The following is a 14885-nucleotide window of genomic DNA, read 5'->3' on the forward strand; positions in this document are numbered from 1 at the left end:
GATTATTTATTATATAATGTATTGATAGTTTCGTTTTTATATTTTTCGTTTTCTTCTTTACTAATGGTGCAAAGAAATGCTTTATAATTGTCATTAAAAAATTCAACCCAGCCGCAAAGCACTGTTTCTGCTTTGTTTGAATTCAGCAGAATGTTGGAATAATTCGACATAAATTCAGGATTGAAGGCCTCAAATATAAAGAAAGAATTTTCACTTTTCAGCTGATGACGAATACTTATTTCGCCCAGACAAATATTTGGCAGCGTATAAACGAAAACTGCCGGACTCGGAAAATAGTTTTCTTTATCAGAAATAGATTCCTGATACTTAACATCTGTATCTAAACTCGACGATTTATTGGCTAAAACCAAAGCAATATTATTTTCTTTTTCTGCTGAAATTATCGGGCTCAAAAGCAATTCAGATCCTAAAAAAGCCAATTTGCTCAAAGCATCCATTTTAAAAAACTTCGGATATTGGATGTCAAAATTGCGATAGGCTTGTTTGGAGAAATCAGCAAAATCTGTTGGTTCAATTTTGAATACAGAAGTTCCGTTCAAAACAATTTCGTTGTTTTGGATTGTGATGTAGGATTGTATGTAGGTATTTTGAGTCATTGTTTTTATTTAACACTAATTCCACGAATTGGCACAGATTCTTTTGGGTTTAAATTCCACAAATTAATTTAAGAAACCCAAGTTTGATTAATATTTGTAATATGCCATTTACCGGATTTATTTTCAATTGTAATTTCAAATCCCCTTCCACATTTTCCACCTCCGCATGAAGCGCTGGCAATTATAGTTCCCAAAGTTTTATTTTTATTAAACTTAATATTGGAAATCTCAATCGTACCAACTGGCATTCCACTTTTTTTATCTTCTATATTCCAAAATCGTTCTTCGGGGAATTTGGAGGCATATTGAAAATCAAATTTTTTATTGTTTTGAAAAGGCGTTAAATCAAATTTATCATTCCTAATTTTATTGTTTACTACAAAATCATAAACACCAATTAAAATTCTGTTTTTATCATTTTTAATACTGTCTTGCTCAATCTGATATCTTTTTAATTTTTCATGATATCCAATCGTGTCTTCTTTATTACTTTTAAAATCTAGCCGTGGCATTGGTGGTGGCTCCATTGTTCTTCGATCCATATAAATGGAATCTACGATTTCGATAAAAACACTATTCATCACCACTTTTTCAAAATCAGATTCAGACACTTCTTTCTTTTTACATCCAAAAGATGAAAGAAGAACTAGAGTTATAAATATGCATTTTGATAATTTCATTTCTTAATTCAATTATTTTGAACTTGCAAGATTTCTTTGAAAGATGGCTTTTCTTTGAACTGTTCGGAATTTCCGAACAGTTCAAACTATATTAGATAAACAAAAATTCAAAGAATTTAATCCGTGAAAATTAGTGTAATTCGTGTTTTAATTTATCTTCTCAAAAACCACTGCCGTATTACAACCTCCAAATCCAGAAGCGGTTTTTAGGAAATAATTAATAGTGGCATCTTCATTTTTCTCAATAATATTAATCGTTTCGCTTACACCGATTTCGTCAAAACCTTTCGATTCAAAAAGCATATTTTTATTCGCCGATTCAATGGCTATTACGGTTTCTAATAATCCCGAAGCGCCTAATGTATGACCGTAAAATCCTTTTAAACTATTTATGGGAGCATTTTGCAAATTCAAACGACTTAATGCAATCGCTTCCATTTCGTCGTTAAACGGAGTTGCGGTTCCGTGAGCTGAAATATAATCTAATTTATCAGCATCAATCTGAGCTTCTTTCAAAGCATTCTGGATACTTCTAAACAAACCTTCGCCTGTTCTTGACGGACCCGAAATATGATTCGCATCGTTTATCGAACTATCTCCAATAACTTTTATTTTAGCGTCTTTGGCTTCCGCCGAAATCAAAACTGCTGCCGTTGCTTCACCTAAACTTACGCCGGTTCTGTTTTTAGAATAAGGTTTACAAGGCAAATCACTCATCGCCTGGAAAGCATTAAATCCCGATAAAACAAACTCAGAAACTTCGTCGCCGGCAACAACAAAAATGTTGTCGTACAATTCAGACTGAATCATTCTTTTGGCAATGGAAACGACTAAAATTCCAGAAACACAAGCGTTTGAAACTACAATTGGTTGTGTTTTGAATCCGAAGAAATCAGCAACATTTTTTGCCAAAACATCTAAATGTGCGTTGTTGAAACTTGCTTCAGAATCTTCTTTTAATGCCGTAATATTCCCTTTTGTAGTTGAAAGTATAAAAGCGGTTTTTGAATTTAATTCAACTCCTGAATTTTTGATAATCGGCTCTAAAGCCAAAATCATCATTTTCTCTAAACGGGAATATTTTTTGTCAGTGCTGATTTTTTCAAAAGCATTGTTTATTTTTTCAGTAGAAATAATAGAGGCGTAAAATGAATTTGGCATTAAAGAAACATCTCCATGCAATTGAATTCCGGATTCACCACGCAAAATAGCTTCAACGTTTGATTCAATATCAAATCCTAAAGGTGTGATACAATTGGTTTCGGTGATGTATATTTCTCTTATCATTTTCTCTTTTTTTCATGGCTTAAAATTAGCCACAGATTGTGCGGATTAAACAGATTTACACAGTTTTTTTTATTTCTTAATTCGTGAAAATTAGTGTAATCCGTGTTTTTATTTTAATAATCCAACTTTTCGTTTCCAGTTTTCGTAAAACTCAGGATTCGTCAACATTAAATTTCCATCTTTATCTAAAAATACCTGAACCGTTTCTCCAGTACAGGCAACGTCTCCTTTTGCATCAATAATTTTAAAACGATAAATCATTTTTGCAGCAGGCGTATCAACAACCGTAGTTTCGATTGTTACAACATCGCCGTAGCGCAAAGATAATTTATGTTCGCATTTTGATTTTACGATTGGAGTAGTGTAACCGGTTTCTGCAATATCAAGATATGTAAGTCCGTGTTCGCGGCCAAATGCTTCACGTCCATCTTCAAAGTATGTAATATAATTGCCGTGCCAAACGATTCCAAGTGGATCAGTTTCGTTAAAACGAATTCTGATTTCATGAGAAACGGTTAGGGAAGTGGCTTCGTTATACTGTTCTTTTCTTTTTGTCATAAAATAATGCGATGGATGTTGTGATAATAAAAAACAAAAACAATAAACTTATTTTTGGTATGATTTCTAAGAAAGAGATGTTGCGTAATAAAACATCATAAAAAGCTTCTAATGCCCAATTCATTGGTGAAGATTTGGCAACGATCTGCATGATTTTTGGCATTGCAAAAACAGGAACCCAAACACCGCCAATAGCAGCTAAAATGATAACACTTGTTGCGCCAAAAGGAGCAGATTGTTCTTGTGTACTGGCAACTGTTCCCAATAAAATCCCAAAACCAATTGCTGCAAATCCTGAAAATAAAGCCACAATACTCATTAAAAATAAATGACCTTCGATGTTTAATGACGGCAAACCAATATGAGGAAATAGAAAAACTGCCACAGCAACCATCATATAAAACTGGATCATACAAATGGCGGAATAAGTAATTGTTTTTCCGATAATCACAATAAGATTAGAAGACGGATTGGTTCTTAAACGAACAAATGTTCCTTGTGTTTTTTCTTTTACTATATTAATAGACAACGGAATTACAATAAAAAATATGGCAAAAAGAGTCCAGGCCGGAACGTTATGTTGCACCGAATTTGGTCGAACTTCTTTGTTGTTTATTGTTGGAATTATTTCTTTGAAAGAGATAAAACTTTTTTGCTCGAAATCTGCATTTCCTTCTCCCAATTGATTTTGAAATGTTTTGTAAATTGATTTTGATTCGATTTGAGAAATCATTTTATCAATCGAACTCATTACCGCATTTTTAAAACTTAACTGAACCGCCGGATCAAAATAGAGTTTTACTTCTTTTTCTTTGATTATTTTTGGAGTAGCAGGTTTTGCAACACTATCTGTTAAACCCATATTGCTCAAAATGTTGTCTACATTCTGATCAATTTTGGCTTGTAAATCAACGCTTAATTTGGAAGGAATTACAATGGCAAGTTTATATTTTCCTCTGTAAACAGCTTCTTTAGCAATCTCTTCTGTAATAGGCTGATTGTCGATTTGCGTTACGACAGTAAACAAACTGCTTTTTTCAAGATTTTCAAAAACAGTTTTAGAAACATCACCTTTATCATTATCGATTAGTAAAATTTCAATTTTAGAATCGCTTACGGTTTTAAAAGTACTGTCTTGTATCAATGTAACGGTGATAACAAGCACCAGCGGCATCACAAACAGAATAATTAAACCGCCCAAATCCCGTCTTAACAACAAGAATTCTTTTACTACAGACATCCAAATTTTATAGCTCATCTCTAAAGTCTTTACCGGTTAATGAAATAAAAACTTCTTCAAGGTTTCTTGCTTTTTCAGTAGAAGAAATTAAGCTCGAAGGCGTGCCTTGTGCATAAATTTTGCCTCGGTCTAAAATGGCAATATTGGTGCAAAAATCTTCGGCTTCAGCCAAATGATGTGAGGTATAAATAATGGTTGTTCCGTTTTGGTTTAATAATTTTAAATAATCTATAATAGCATTTTTCGATTGAACGTCAACACCAACGGTTGGTTCATCTAAAAATAAAACTTTTGGATTGTGCAGAATTCCGGCAATTAAATTAACTCTTCGTTTCATTCCGCCCGAAAAAGTTTCGATTCGTTTGTCTGCGAACTTTAATAATCCTAAAAGGTCTAAAGTTTCTATTACTTTATCTTTTAAATCAGAACCTTTTAAACCGTACATACTTCCAAAATAATGCAAATTTTCTCTGGCCGTCAAAGTCGGATATAAAGCATATTCCTGAGGAACAACGCCAATGATTTTTTTTATTTGTGAAGAATTGTCAGTGTAGTTTAAACCATCAATTGTAAAATGTCCTGAAGTTGGTTTTACCAATCCGCAAAGCATAGAAATTAAAGTGGTTTTTCCGGCACCGTTTGGACCTAACAAACCAAAAATACTGCCTTCATTTATATGCAGCGAGACTTCGTTCAAAGAATACATTTCTGCATTTTTGTACTTTTTCGAAAGAGATTCTATTTTAATTATTGACTGCAAAATATATTAACTTATGGCTTGTTTTAGTTTTTTGAAAAAGATTTCTTCTCTGTTGGCAATGTCCAAAAGTTCATCTGCGATGGTGTTGTAGGCATCTTCTTTTGCACTTCGGTTTTTGTAAATACGAGAAGCTTCAACAGCAAAATCGCGCCATGAATCTCCAATTAAAGTCATTTCTTTTGACAGCGTTTTCAATTCTTCATTGTTTAAAATAACCGATGCTTCCTGTAAAAAAGCAGCATATATAAAACGAAAACCACCGCCTCCGGTTCCTATTTCTTCCTGCATACGCACCATTTGTGCCAAATAATGATTGGCTTTTTTAGTACCGTGTTTTATAGGCCATTTTCTAATTTGTTTGGATACAAATTTAATTCCGCGTACACCAACAATTGGCATTGGCGCCAGCATATCGCGACAGGTATTTTTGATTCCTTTAATGATCGCGCTTTTCAAATCGACAGCTGCCGGAATGTGAATTGGATAATACATTTGCCCTCTTGGCGCAAAAGCACCTTTGGCAAAACGTACTTTATCAAGTTCATCGTGCGTAAGTGTGGTAACAGTTTCCATAACAGGATCGCTCACTAAATAATCGGTTTCGGTTTTTCCGTAAACGACTAAATTGTGTGCGTTAAAATGAAAGCGGTATTCATCAGGAAAATAACTTAAATGATACACACCAACTTGTAATCCGGTTGGAATATTATTTTTTAAATTTTCATCCAATGCTTTGTTTGCATTTGTTGTCGATGAAAATTTTTGTCTCTTAATTTTTAAGTTTAAACGACTTGCCAGTTTATTAAAAATTTGTCCAGGCAAAGTTCTGTAACTAATTGCCGGCGCATGATTTACTTTTATAAAAGGCAAATACACAAAAAAAAGTCCGGAACCAATACCAAAAACCATCGGTTCACTAATGTTAAGGCCGTTGTTTTTTAACAAATTCGAAGCTACTCCGTTTTCGCAATGAGCAGATTGATGATGTGTGAAATTAACTTGCATTAGTCTGTTTTAATATTTTTTAATTCTGCTACCGAAATGTCAAAAGCATCGGCATATTTTTTTAAAATTTTATCGTTTAATTTGGCAAAAACTTCGGGTTTAAAATGTCTTTTTACACGCCATTTCCAAAGTCCTACGTAACTGGCCAAAATAGTCAAATCCATTTTGTTAAGTTCCATATAATAGCAAATCGGACTGGCTTCGCCGGTTTCGACCTGCATTTTTGCTTCGGCGATTCGTTCGTTTATATCGTCAATAGAGTTGGAAAGTGCAATTGTTTTTGGCTCCCAGCCAGTACTTAAAGTTGTAGTGTAGTTTCCGTTTTCATCGGTTGCATACAAAAGTTCTTTAACGTTGTTTTTAGTTAAGTTGCTTTTGTCCTGCGGTACTTTTTCTTTTTCCATAGCATGTAATTTAATTTTTTAGAGATATAATGCCAATGCAATACATAAACTAATTATTAAAAATCCCAGATTAGCGAGCGCTAAATTTCTTTCTTTTTTTATAAATAAATCATTTCTACGAGCAATCCCATAGAACATTTGACTTATCAGGAATATTATGATAAACATTCCCAAACCTCCATCATGTTTTACACCGATATTGTTTTTTGAATGAACAAATTAATTTCGCATTCTAAAAGTTTTTTATCGTCTGATAAACTCTCGCAGCTCATCGTACATAAAGTATAATCTTCACCTACGAATTTCGAAACCAAATTTGCTTTGGTTATAATGGTGTCTCCAACTTTTGGTAATTCGTGTATTTTTAAATTTTTGATCGCGCTGATAAAACCAAGAACATTTACGTTTTCATTTTCGGTTCCGTCATCTTCAAAAAAATATTTTTTACCTACAATTGACGAACAGGTTTGTGCTGTATTTTCGATTAAACCGGCTTCAATAAAAGTACCTTTATCAACAAAAATATTGTCGTCTTTTATCAAAAATATGGTTTCTACAAAATCTGATTCAATTTCCAAAATTAAATCCACCATAAGCAACGGTGCCCGGTGTGGTAAATAGTTCTGAATGTCGACAGCAGCAATATTCATACTTATATTATTTGGCTAAAACGGTTTTCATTTGCCCTTTAGCGATTTCTTCATTGTTTAAAGTCGTAACGATATCAACCAAAGTAATTCCGCCAAATTCCTGCAAAATAGTTACGGTTGACTGAATTGTATCGTTTATTTCGGGTAATTTTTTTATTTCTATGTCTTTAATAGAACCAATGTATCCCGTTGGAGCAATTTCGTTTCTTAAAAAATATTCGTAACCTGTATGCAAAGCCACAGATTGCGCCATGTGTTCGATTAAACCAGCTTCTAAAAAAGTATTCTTATCAAAAAAAATATTGTCGTTTTGAATCTTTAATCCCGAAACCAATGAAGTTTCGGTAAAGGAATACATTTTGTCTACCATTACAAAAGGAAACTTTTGAGGCAGTAAATTTTCGACAGCATTTTTTTCTAAAAGTAAAGTTCTTTCCATTAACAAACGGTTAAATAAGCATAGGCAAAAGAAAATCTTCCACTTTCAGGAACAGATAAAAGAATACGATCGCCTTTTTTTAGTTTTCCAGAATTCATCAATTCTTCTACAGCCAAATAAATAGAGGCAGAACCTACATTTCCTACTCTTGAAAGATTCATAAACCATTTCTCGTCAGCCATTCCAATTCCTTTTTCGCTTAATCCTTTTTTTAATCCTTCGACAAAAAAGTTAGATGAAACGTGCGGAATAAAATAATCAACCTGATCTGATGTAATATTATTTTTAATCATGGCATCATACATACTCTCAGCTCCTTTAGAAAGTATAAATTCGTCCAATAATTTTACGTCTTGTTTAATGGCAAAAACAGATTCGTTTAGCAATTCTTCCGGCTCATAATCGCTCCACGATTTAATTTCTCCGTTTTCTAATTTATCTCCACCGGCATACATACAAGTCTCTAATTCAAATGCGTATGAAAAAGCTTCCATCCATTCGATTTTTAAAGAAATGTCTCCGCTTGGTTTATTTTCCAATAAAAAAGCTCCGGCACCGTCAGATAACATCCAACGCAAAAAATCTTTTTTGAAAGCAATAATTGGCTGCTCTTCAAGGGTTTTTAAATTGCTTACTTCCTGACTGTATTTTTTAGCAATTAGCCAGGTCGAAACTTTTTCGGATCCTGTACAAACAGCATTTTTAGAATTTCCTGATCTTACAGACAGGAAACCAAATTTTAAGGAATTCATTCCGGCGCAACAAACTCCTGTTGAAGAGTTTAATTCTACCGATTTATTTTGAAGTAAACCATGAACCATTGCGGCGTGTGACGGAAGGAAAATATCTGGTGTTGAGGTTCCACAAGAAAGTACTTCTAAATCCTGAGCTGTGAAATTTTCATCAAATAACTGCACAATTGCATTACGTGTTAATTCGGCATTGCTGTGTGTGCTTTTTCCCGTTTTGTCTACAGCGTAATAGCGGCTTAAAATTTTATTATTGCGTAAAATAATACGTCTTGCTTTAGAAGCGGTATCATTAATAAGACCTAAATAACTTTCCATTTCATCATTTGAAACAGCTTCGTTTGGCAAAAATTTTGCGGCTTTGGTAATATATACTTCAAACATAATCTACTTTCGTCTTCTAAACTCCTTTATAATATTGAGTTTCTTTTTTTATGGTTTTTAACTTAATGGGGTATGTAATAAGGTGCAATATATACACTATTGGTGAGATTAACCATATCGCGAGGAATAAATAAACATTAAATACTTTAAGAAGCAGTTTTCTGTTATTTTTATTTTTATAAATCAGATTTGACCATTTATTGAAAATTTTATTTGCTGTTTTGTCAACAGTTACAAGATACGAGCTAATTTTTACCGCACCTATTCCTGTTAATTTTGGCTGTAAATTCTTAAGATTGTCTTGTTGAAACTCAGAAAGCATCACTTTTCCAAATTTTTCTGATTCCTGAATGTCTTTTTCTGAAACTCCCGGTAGTGGGAAAATTCCCAGATATTTTTTCTTTACTCCGGAGAACATCCATTCGACAATAGTAATAACACTAATCAGGTTTCCAACTCTGTCAACCAAAGCTACATTTCCTACTAATTGTGCGTTGGCTTCTTTTAGTAAAACTTTAATTTTTTCCTGTGCCATAATCCACATATTACGAGAACCGCTAATGGTAATAACCGGCGTATCGTTTAATAGCTTTTTTCCATCGGCACTTTTTAGAAATGAGTTTATTGGAATAGATGGTGACAAATACCAAACCTGATAATGAAAAAGAACCAGGTCAAATTTTGTATTTAGAATTTCTTCTGATACTGGTTTTAGTTCTCGTGGAATTTGAAGAAAAGATTCCGGAAAAGCATCAAAAAAAGAATCCTTGTCCCATGGAAAAGGGAAGGGTTTTTCTAGTTGAATTTCGTGAAATGTTACTTTTATATCTTCTGAATTTAAGAAGGGCTTTGCAATATTTCGTGCAATTTCTTCCAGTTGTCCAGATTGGGAGTAATAAACAACAAGAACATTTTTCATTTTAGATTGGTGGCTTTTTGGTTTAGTTGCAAAAGTAATTAATTTTTATGAGACAAATTTCCTGATTTTATCGCTTCGTTTTGTATGAACCCAATCTGGCCATGAAGCAGGATCTTCGGCATCATAAATTCTGATTTTTTGGTTTTCATCTTCAATTAATAAATCGTCTGAAGTGCATTCTAAAATGGCTGCTGCAGCTGCAACGCCCGAGTATGAAGCGCCTGCAACGCCGTGAGATAAAGTACATGAACCGCAAAGAAATAAATTCTCTATTTCGGTTTTGTTTTTATAAGCAAAAGGACCAACCTGATTTAAGGTTTTTTCAGTTCCGTAAACATTTCCTTTTGTCGAATTAATGTAAAATTCATTTGTTTTTGGAGTTCCTAATTCTGCCTGAATAATATGCTGTTTTGCTTTCGGAATTATCTTCTCGACATTATTCATTAATTTATTAGTGATTTTTTCCTTGAAGATTTTATACTCTTCATTATGATAATCTTGTAAACCGTTAAAATCTTTTAAATGATCGTAATTAACGTAAGTAACAATTTCGAAATTATGATATCTTCCGTTATAACTGGCAGGATCTTTAAGTGTTGTACAACTTATAAAAACGGCAGGAAATGAATCTCCTTCGTCAATATTATTGCTCATTAAATTTTCAAAATTCTCGTCGTCATGTTCGTCTTTCATCATCCAGATATTTCCGGAATCTATTTGAAATTGAGTAACATCTATATCTAATGTTAAAAATAAAATTAAAGACGTAACAGAATATTTTGTTTTCTCTAATTTCTTAATAAGTGATTTACTTAAATGTTCTTTATCAATTAAATTTAAATAAGTAATGCTGGGATCAGCATTTGAGACAATATTTTTAGCAAAAATTCTTTCGCCGTTTTCAAGCTCAACGCCAAATGCTTTTTTATTTTCGATTAAAATTTTATTGACATTTTGTTTTACCCTTACTTCTCCGTTATGTCTTTTTATTCCGTTTGTCATGGCTTTAACGATTCCACCGCCGCCGCCCATTGGATAAAAACCGCCATCAAAATAATGATTCATAACAGAACAATGAACAGGAAAACACGCTCTGTTTGGAGGAAGTCCGTGATCACCGCATTGAATATTGAGAACAGATTTTAACTTTGCATCTTTTACATGCCAGCCAATTACTTTTTTAAGTGGGAATAATGCAAACTTTCCAAAATGTTTGGTTCGGAATGGAACTGTAATATTTTGCCAGAAACCTTTTAATTTCGGAATCAATTGCAGTTCATACGATACTTTTTGAACAACGGTAAGATATTCGTTTATGTTTTTTTCTTCGTGTGGAAAATGGGAAGAAAGTGTTTTTTTAAGATTGTCGATCCCTGCCGGTAAGTCAAAAACTTCATCTCCGATCAAACAATGTTCATAGGCATTTTTGTTCATTCGAAAAAAAACCATGTCGTTGGCAATTCCCAAACCGCGATATAATTCGTTGGTAGATTGACCTTCTTCCATCAATCCTACATAGTGAACACCGGGACTAAAACGCTGACCATTTAATGTAAAACTATGACTCCAGCCACCAGGAACGTAATGCTGTTCGAGCACTAAAACTTTTTGTCCTGCTCTTGCCAGACATATTGCAGCTGCTAATCCTCCAACTCCTGAACCGATGATAATTGTGTCAAATTCCTGCATATTCTGTTTTAAGCGTTTAAGTATGAAAGAATGACTTTTTAATTAAAAATTGAGAATTAAAAATTAAAAATTGTTTGGCGTAATTACCGCTAAGCTAAATCAATACAAAGCTTTGCGAACTTTGTGTTTTTATAAAATCCGATATGTAAAAAACTTTGCGAACTTTGCGGTTAAATAGCAATTGTTTACTTTGATTTTAACTGATTCCAGAAATCAAAATAATTGAACCATTGCAACGGATATTTTTGAAGCATAGATTCTACACTTTCTATATATGATTTTAAAAGGGCTTTTTCATCACGATGTTTTACAACGGCCTCGCGTGCGTACAAATGATAGTGTAAGTTGGGCTCTTTCATTACATAAACAAAAACAACCGGAACTTTTAAGCGCGATGCAATTAAAAACGGACCTGCCGGGAAATTAGCTTCTTCGCCTAATATTTTTTCTGACAGCGATTTTGTTCCTTCAAAATAACGATCGCCAGTAAAACAAACCAATTCATTATTGGCCAAAGCAGCATTTATCTCAAAAATATGGGATAAATCTTCTCTGATAATGATGAATTTTACGGTAGGTTTTTGAGTAACGCTTTCCAGATAATTCTTAATAGCGGAATGTTCTAAATCTGTAGTGACCAGATTAATTTGAAAATCGATGTCGATATCACCTAAAAAATGTTCGGCGATTTCAAAATTTCCAATGTGCGCGCTAATTAAAACGCCGCCTTTTTTTTCTGCTAAAAGGTTTTTTAAAATTTCGATTCCGTCAAATTCGTAGGTAAATTTATTTCGCATTCCTGCCGAAATAGAAATTTTATCAATAATAGTTTGCCCAAAAGTATAATAACTTTTGAAAACCATTTTTTTAGATTTGAAATTGGAATATTTTAGCCTTTCTTTAAAATAATAAGAAATTGCCCTGTTGCTTTTCTTTAAGAACAAAAAGTAATAAGAGGCAACAAAATAAAGTAATACATAAGCGGACTTGACACCCGCTTTTTGTATTAAAAAAACGAATATTTTATAGCCTAAAACTGTTCCTTTTGATTTGCCATCCCATTGACTCATTAAACAGCTTTAGCTTTTAGTTTGTTTTCTATAAGGTCGTAGAAAGTTTGAAAAGAGGAAATTCCAACAAAATCAGCTTCAACTAATTTTACACCAAAGGTTGCTTCAATAGAAACAACTAAATCAACATAGTCTAAACTATCTAACCCTAGTGTATCTTTTAAATTTGCGTCTGGTTCAATGTCATCATTGTCTACTTCAAATTCATCAACCAAAAAACCATTAATTTTTTTTATTATTTCTTCTTTATTCATTGCTTCATTTAAACTTTTTAACTACCAGTGCAGAATTGGTTCCTCCAAATCCGAAGGAATTCGACAAAAATATATCAATTTTTCTATTTAACGTAGTTTTAACTAAATTTAATTTAGCAGAGTCTTCGTCTGTGTTTTCCAAATTGATATTGGGAGCTATAAAATCGTGCTGCATCATCAATGTCGAATAGATAATTTCGCTTGCTCCGGCCATCCAGCATTCGTGGCCGGTCATTGATTTTGTTGAGCTTACATAAGGATTGCTTTCGCCAAAAACTTCAAAAATAGCTTTTGCTTCATTGCTGTCTCCAACAGGGGTTGAAGTCGCATGCGCATTGATATAATCGATATCGGCAGCTTTTAATTGTGCATCATCAAGCGCTCTTTGCATAGCGGTTGCCGGGCCTTCAACATTTGGGGTCGAAATATGACCACCGTTTGATGAGAAACCGTAGCCCGCAACTTCTGCAATAATTGTTGCGCCACGTGCAATTGCCGATTCGTAGCTTTCTAATATTAACGTTGCGCCGCCGCCACTCGGAATTAACCCGTCGCGATCAGCATCAAAAGGTCTTGACGCCTTTTGGGGTTCGCCTTCTCTTGCAGAAAAAACACCTAAACCATCAAAACTGCACATGGCATATTTGTTGATTTCCTGTGCGCCTCCACAAATAATAATATCCTGAAAGCCGCTTTTTATTAAAAAATAAGCCAGTCCAATAGAATGTGAACCACTTGCACAAGCGGCACTGATGGTAAGATTAATACCACGAAGTTTAAAAATCGTAGACAAATTCATCGTTACTGTAGAATTCATCGATTTAAAAATTGCACCAGAACCTATCAGGGCTGTATCTTTTTTCTCACGAACAATATCTGTAGCATCGATAATAGCTTTTGAGACACTATCATTTCCATACATAATACCTACTTCGCGATCGTCAAAAAAAGCATCATCAATATTGGCATTTTTTAGTGCTTCGATGGTAGCCATGTACGCATATTCGGTTTCTTCACCAATACTCATACGTTGTCTTCTGGTCAATAAAGATTTTAAATCGGTTTTAGGCACCATACCCGTTAAGGCTGATTGAAAACCAAATTCTTTTCTTTCAGAATCAAACTGAATACCAGATTTTCCGTTATATAAAGACTCCTTTACTTCATCTAAAGAAGTACCTATACAGGAATAAATTCCCATTCCGGTAATTACAACTCTCTTATTCATGGTCTTTTTATAAGTAATTTTTTTCCTTTAAGTATATTTTTTAACACATAGAAACATAGCTTTTGTAAACTCAAAAAGGCGTTTCACTTTATTTAAAATAAACAATAGTATCTATGTGAAAGAAATATTTTTCTCTTTGCATTCTATTTTGCACATATCGCGATAGCTATCGGGACTATGTGTTTAAATATTAAGAATATATTCCTCCGTTGATGTTAATAATTTCTCCGGTAATATAGCTTGATTTTTTTGAAATCAAAAAGCTTACCAAATCTGCGACTTCTTCGGCTTCGCCAAAACGATTTACGGGAATTAGTTTTAGTAATTCTTTTTCGTCTAATTGACTTGTCATGTCAGTTCGTATAAAACCAGGCGCAACTGCATTAACAGTAATATTACGTTTTGCAACTTCCTGGGCAAGTGCTTTTGTAGCTGCAACAATAGCCCCTTTTGCCGCCGAATAATTGGTTTGCCCGGCAGTTCCTTTTACTCCCGAAACAGAAACCATATTTACAATTCGGCCATATTTATTGCGCAGCATTTTTTGAATAAAAAACTGCGTAACATTAAAAAATCCGTTAAGACTTGTGTTTACAACGCCGTTCCAGTCTTCGGGAGTCATCCACATAAAAAGACCATCTTTTGTAATTCCGGCATTGTTTACAATTGCTTCAACGATGGCTTCAGGATTTGTTTCCTGCCATTGCGTTAAAGTTGCTTGTACCTGTTCAAAATTAGAAACATCAAAGCCTAAGATTTCTCCAGTTGCCCCTAATTTTTGAATTTCCTGCAAAGTTTCTTCTGCAGCAGTCTTGTTCGAATGATAATTAATCAGAATATGATAGTTGGATTCAACCGCTAATTTTTTGCAAATAGCACTTCCAATTCCTCTTGAACCACCCGTTACTAATACACATTTCATTGATGTAAATTTTATTTTTTATAGAACACA

The 14885-nt window shown here is 33.7% G+C and carries 17 protein-coding genes; all 17 read right to left on the reverse strand.

Features of this window, described 5'->3' with window-relative positions; translation table 11 throughout:
- Nucleotides 1-2: 2 nt before the first annotated feature.
- Nucleotides 3-617: a 3-oxoacyl-ACP synthase gene (locus tag BUE22_RS07910; protein ID WP_073394494.1), complete on the reverse strand. Its 615-nt coding sequence runs from the start codon at nucleotides 615-617 to the stop codon at nucleotides 3-5.
- Nucleotides 618-685: 68 nt separating this feature from the next.
- Complete coding sequence (locus BUE22_RS07915; protein ID WP_073394495.1) at nucleotides 686-1297, reverse strand: hypothetical protein; 612 nt, start codon at nucleotides 1295-1297, stop codon at nucleotides 686-688.
- 147 nt (nucleotides 1298-1444) lie between these two features.
- A complete protein-coding gene (locus BUE22_RS07920) occupies nucleotides 1445-2584 on the reverse strand; it encodes a beta-ketoacyl synthase N-terminal-like domain-containing protein (protein WP_073394496.1) in 1140 nt (379 codons plus the stop codon).
- A gap of 108 nt (nucleotides 2585-2692) precedes the next feature.
- Complete coding sequence (locus tag BUE22_RS07925) at nucleotides 2693-3142, reverse strand: acyl-CoA thioesterase (RefSeq protein WP_042564836.1); 450 nt, start codon at nucleotides 3140-3142, stop codon at nucleotides 2693-2695.
- Nucleotides 3117-4400 carry an ABC transporter permease gene (locus tag BUE22_RS07930; RefSeq protein ID WP_073394497.1) on the reverse strand — a complete coding sequence of 428 codons (1284 nt, stop codon included), beginning with the start codon at nucleotides 4398-4400 and terminating at the stop codon, nucleotides 3117-3119. The genes BUE22_RS07925 and BUE22_RS07930 overlap by 26 nt, the downstream gene beginning before the upstream one ends.
- A complete protein-coding gene (locus tag BUE22_RS07935; protein WP_073395014.1) occupies nucleotides 4390-5088 on the reverse strand; it encodes an ABC transporter ATP-binding protein in 699 nt (232 codons plus the stop codon). Before BUE22_RS07935 ends, BUE22_RS07930 begins: the two co-directional genes overlap by 11 nt.
- Before the next feature lie 60 nt (nucleotides 5089-5148).
- A complete protein-coding gene (locus BUE22_RS07940) occupies nucleotides 5149-6147 on the reverse strand; it encodes a BtrH-related acyltransferase DarH (protein WP_073394498.1) in 999 nt (332 codons plus the stop codon).
- Complete coding sequence (locus BUE22_RS07945) at nucleotides 6147-6551, reverse strand: flexirubin biosynthesis protein DarG (protein WP_042564833.1); 405 nt, start codon at nucleotides 6549-6551, stop codon at nucleotides 6147-6149. Before BUE22_RS07945 ends, BUE22_RS07940 begins: the two co-directional genes overlap by 1 nt.
- A gap of 188 nt (nucleotides 6552-6739) precedes the next feature.
- On the reverse strand, nucleotides 6740-7201 hold the full coding sequence (locus BUE22_RS07950) for a hotdog family protein (RefSeq protein WP_073394499.1): 462 nt from the start codon (nucleotides 7199-7201) through the stop codon (nucleotides 6740-6742).
- Between the two features lie 7 nt (nucleotides 7202-7208).
- On the reverse strand, nucleotides 7209-7640 hold the full coding sequence (locus BUE22_RS07955) for a hotdog family protein (protein WP_073394500.1): 432 nt from the start codon (nucleotides 7638-7640) through the stop codon (nucleotides 7209-7211).
- Nucleotides 7640-8773 (reverse strand): dialkylresorcinol biosynthesis protein DarB, encoded by a 1134-nt coding sequence (locus BUE22_RS07960; RefSeq protein WP_073394501.1) that lies wholly within the window; start codon nucleotides 8771-8773, stop codon nucleotides 7640-7642. The genes BUE22_RS07955 and BUE22_RS07960 overlap by 1 nt, the downstream gene beginning before the upstream one ends.
- Before the next feature lie 16 nt (nucleotides 8774-8789).
- Complete coding sequence (locus BUE22_RS07965) at nucleotides 8790-9692, reverse strand: NADPH-dependent FMN reductase family protein (protein ID WP_073394502.1); 903 nt, start codon at nucleotides 9690-9692, stop codon at nucleotides 8790-8792.
- Between the two features lie 45 nt (nucleotides 9693-9737).
- Nucleotides 9738-11381, reverse strand: a complete 1644-nt coding sequence (locus BUE22_RS07970) for a phytoene desaturase family protein (RefSeq protein ID WP_073394503.1) — start codon at nucleotides 11379-11381, stop codon at nucleotides 9738-9740.
- 185 nt (nucleotides 11382-11566) lie between these two features.
- The gene (locus BUE22_RS07975) at nucleotides 11567-12451 is read right to left on the reverse strand and encodes an LpxL/LpxP family acyltransferase (RefSeq protein WP_073394504.1); all 885 of its coding nucleotides are present in this window, start codon (nucleotides 12449-12451) and stop codon (nucleotides 11567-11569) included.
- The gene (locus BUE22_RS07980) at nucleotides 12451-12705 is read right to left on the reverse strand and encodes an acyl carrier protein (RefSeq protein WP_042564825.1); all 255 of its coding nucleotides are present in this window, start codon (nucleotides 12703-12705) and stop codon (nucleotides 12451-12453) included. Before BUE22_RS07980 ends, BUE22_RS07975 begins: the two co-directional genes overlap by 1 nt.
- Before the next feature lie 4 nt (nucleotides 12706-12709).
- Nucleotides 12710-13933 (reverse strand): beta-ketoacyl-[acyl-carrier-protein] synthase family protein, encoded by a 1224-nt coding sequence (locus BUE22_RS07985; RefSeq protein WP_073394505.1) that lies wholly within the window; start codon nucleotides 13931-13933, stop codon nucleotides 12710-12712.
- Between the two features lie 190 nt (nucleotides 13934-14123).
- A complete protein-coding gene (gene fabG / locus BUE22_RS07990; RefSeq protein WP_073394506.1) occupies nucleotides 14124-14855 on the reverse strand; it encodes a flexirubin biosynthesis SDR family reductase FlxB in 732 nt (243 codons plus the stop codon).
- Nucleotides 14856-14885 lie beyond the last annotated feature (30 nt).

Source organism: Flavobacterium pectinovorum (assembly GCF_900142715.1).
In the GTDB taxonomy this organism is placed as follows: Bacteria; Bacteroidota; Bacteroidia; order Flavobacteriales; family Flavobacteriaceae; genus Flavobacterium; species Flavobacterium pectinovorum.

What these genes read in the sequence shown, in the direction of transcription:
- BUE22_RS07980 (WP_042564825.1), bottom strand. Translation starts at nt 12,705, where the DNA reads ATGAATAAAGAAGAAATAATAAAAAAAATTAATGGTTTTTTGGTTGAT.
- BUE22_RS07960 (WP_073394501.1), bottom strand. Translation starts at nt 8,773, where the DNA reads ATGTTTGAAGTATATATTACCAAAGCCGCAAAATTTTTGCCAAACGAA.
- BUE22_RS07940 (WP_073394498.1), bottom strand. Translation starts at nt 6,147, where the DNA reads ATGCAAGTTAATTTCACACATCATCAATCTGCTCATTGCGAAAACGGA.
- BUE22_RS07925 (WP_042564836.1), bottom strand. Translation starts at nt 3,142, where the DNA reads ATGACAAAAAGAAAAGAACAGTATAACGAAGCCACTTCCCTAACCGTT.
- BUE22_RS07920 (WP_073394496.1), bottom strand. Translation starts at nt 2,584, where the DNA reads ATGATAAGAGAAATATACATCACCGAAACCAATTGTATCACACCTTTA.
- BUE22_RS07965 (WP_073394502.1), bottom strand. Translation starts at nt 9,692, where the DNA reads ATGAAAAATGTTCTTGTTGTTTATTACTCCCAATCTGGACAACTGGAA.
- BUE22_RS07985 (WP_073394505.1), bottom strand. Translation starts at nt 13,933, where the DNA reads ATGAATAAGAGAGTTGTAATTACCGGAATGGGAATTTATTCCTGTATA.
- BUE22_RS07935 (WP_073395014.1), bottom strand. Translation starts at nt 5,088, where the DNA reads ATGTATTCTTTGAACGAAGTCTCGCTGCATATAAATGAAGGCAGTATT.
- BUE22_RS07970 (WP_073394503.1), bottom strand. Translation starts at nt 11,381, where the DNA reads ATGCAGGAATTTGACACAATTATCATCGGTTCAGGAGTTGGAGGATTA.
- fabG (WP_073394506.1), bottom strand. Translation starts at nt 14,855, where the DNA reads ATGAAATGTGTATTAGTAACGGGTGGTTCAAGAGGAATTGGAAGTGCT.
- BUE22_RS07975 (WP_073394504.1), bottom strand. Translation starts at nt 12,451, where the DNA reads ATGAGTCAATGGGATGGCAAATCAAAAGGAACAGTTTTAGGCTATAAA.
- BUE22_RS07910 (WP_073394494.1), bottom strand. Translation starts at nt 617, where the DNA reads ATGACTCAAAATACCTACATACAATCCTACATCACAATCCAAAACAAC.
- BUE22_RS07950 (WP_073394499.1), bottom strand. Translation starts at nt 7,201, where the DNA reads ATGAATATTGCTGCTGTCGACATTCAGAACTATTTACCACACCGGGCA.
- BUE22_RS07945 (WP_042564833.1), bottom strand. Translation starts at nt 6,551, where the DNA reads ATGGAAAAAGAAAAAGTACCGCAGGACAAAAGCAACTTAACTAAAAAC.
- BUE22_RS07955 (WP_073394500.1), bottom strand. Translation starts at nt 7,640, where the DNA reads ATGGAAAGAACTTTACTTTTAGAAAAAAATGCTGTCGAAAATTTACTG.
- BUE22_RS07915 (WP_073394495.1), bottom strand. Translation starts at nt 1,297, where the DNA reads ATGAAATTATCAAAATGCATATTTATAACTCTAGTTCTTCTTTCATCT.
- BUE22_RS07930 (WP_073394497.1), bottom strand. Translation starts at nt 4,400, where the DNA reads ATGAGCTATAAAATTTGGATGTCTGTAGTAAAAGAATTCTTGTTGTTA.